We start from the raw sequence: 1,983 nt of genomic DNA, 5'->3' as shown, positions 1-1,983 counted from the left end.
AAATTTTATCGGGTATTCCGAATGTATTTTTAATTGATCCGCTAGAGTATGATAGTTTCGTCTATCTTATGAGCAAGTCATATATGATAGTAACAGATAGCGGCGGCATCCAAGAAGAGGCGCCGAGCCTTTGCAAGCCTGTTTTAGTTATCAGAGAAACTACCGAAAGACCTGAAGGGATAAGAGCAGGATGCGTTAAGCTTATCGGCACCAAGCGCGAAAATATCATAAAAGAGGTGCAAAAATTATTAAATTTAAAAGATGAATATGATAAAATGAGTGAAAGTGTAAGTCCGTATGGCGACGGTAAAGCTTGCAAAAAAATACTGGAATTTTTAAAGGGAATATTGTGAAAAAAGTTTGCATATTAGGTCTTGGGTATATAGGGCTACCGACGGCGGCGCTTTTGGCAAATAGGGGCTATAAAATCCACGGCGTTGATGTGGTGCAGAGCGTCGTAGATACGATCAATGAGGGTAAAATTCATATCGTCGAGCCGGAACTTGACGTATTTGTTAAAAAAGCAGTGCAGAGCGGAAATTTAAAAGCAGACGTTAAGCCTGATTTTGCAGACGTTTTTATCATAGCTGTTCCGACGCCGTTTCGAGACGGATACGTGCCAAATGTCGATTACGTTATAAGTGCGGCAAAATCTATAATACCATACGTAAAAGATGATAATATGGTCGTTTTAGAATCCACTTCACCAGTAGGTACTACCGAAAAGATAGGCGAAATTTTAAAAAATGGCGGTGTTGATATTTTTAAAATTTATATCGCTCATTGCCCGGAGAGAGTTTTGCCAGGTAAAATTTTAAAAGAGCTTACGCAAAACGATAGAATCGTGGGTGGAACTACAAAAATTGCTACTAAAAAGATAGCGGAATTTTATAGGGAATTCGTTAACGGTAGTGTTTTGGAGACGGATTCTAAGACTGCAGAGATGTCAAAGCTTACAGAGAATTCTTTCCGCGACGTAAACATAGCTTTTGCAAACGAACTTAGCATTTTATGCGATAAATTCGGCATTAACGTCTGGGAGCTTATCTCGCTAGCAAATCGCCATCCGCGAGTTAATATTTTAAACCCGGGCTGCGGCGTAGGTGGGCACTGCATAGCGGTCGATCCATGGTTTATAGTGCATGCGGGCGGCTACGAAGCGAGGCTGATCAAATCCGCAAGAGAGGTGAATGATCATAAAGCTGATTGGTGTATAGAAAAGATCAAAAACGCCGCCTTGAAATTTGAGTTGCAAAACGGCAGAAAGCCCAAAGTCGCGTGTATGGGACTTGCTTTTAAGCCCGACATCGACGATTTGCGGGAGTCGCCTGCGCTAAATATAACCAGACGCCTGATCGCAGACGGCGTCGATGTAGTCGCTGTGGAGCCCAATATCAAGGCTCATAAAGATTTTGAGATAGTGGATTATAAAAAGGCTATTGAAATTTCGGATATTATCGTATTTTTGGTCGGACATAAGGAATTTAAAGGGCTAAAAATAGAAAAAGAATTTTTGGATTTTTGCGGAATTTATAAATGAGTTTTCAAAAAGTAATAGATAGAGATAACCATCTGAATTTTTTTAGATTGCTTTTTGCTTTACAAGTGGTATATATGCACTCGACAGGATGGCTAAAAATACCGCTTTTGTGGGGGGGGGCACGTGGATAAGTTTCTTAGGCTATTTCCCGGCGTCCCATTATTTTTTCTGGTTTCGGGATTTTTAATTACCGATAGTTATTTAAATAGCAGGAATTTGAAAGAGTATTTTATAAAAAGAGCGCTTAGGATATATCCGGCTCTATTCGTAAATATTTTAGTACTTGAGCTAGCTATGTACGTGGGCAAAAATTTTAATGATATCTCGGCATTAAAATACATAGAATACCTCGTGCTCTATGTCATTACCGCCGCTTCAGGCATAGCGGGCTTTATAATCGGTATAAAAAACGATGTTTTATATAATTATGACGGCTTTTTTAG

Annotated in this window: 3 protein-coding genes; all 3 read left to right on the top strand. The window is 39.5% G+C overall.

What is annotated here, in order from left to right; translation table 11 throughout:
- Nucleotides 1-353 (top strand): UDP-N-acetylglucosamine 2-epimerase (locus Q0620_RS06855; protein WP_298783990.1); only part of this gene is annotated, 353 nt, incomplete at its 5' end.
- Nucleotides 347-1,540 carry a UDP-N-acetyl-D-mannosamine dehydrogenase gene (gene wecC, locus Q0620_RS06850; protein ID WP_298783992.1) on the top strand — a complete coding sequence of 398 codons (1,194 nt, stop codon included), beginning with the start codon at nucleotides 347-349 and terminating at the stop codon, nucleotides 1,538-1,540. The genes Q0620_RS06855 and wecC, both read left to right, overlap by 7 nt.
- Before the next feature lie 123 nt (nucleotides 1,541-1,663).
- On the top strand, nucleotides 1,664-1,983 hold a 320-nt coding region (locus tag Q0620_RS06845), incomplete at its 3' end, for an acyltransferase family protein (protein ID WP_298783988.1).

This window comes from uncultured Campylobacter sp., assembly GCF_938017615.1.
Taxonomy (GTDB): domain Bacteria; phylum Campylobacterota; class Campylobacteria; order Campylobacterales; family Campylobacteraceae; genus Campylobacter_B.
The sequence above is the reverse complement of the archived record's forward strand: the minus strand, read 5'-3'. Positions and strand labels throughout refer to the sequence as shown.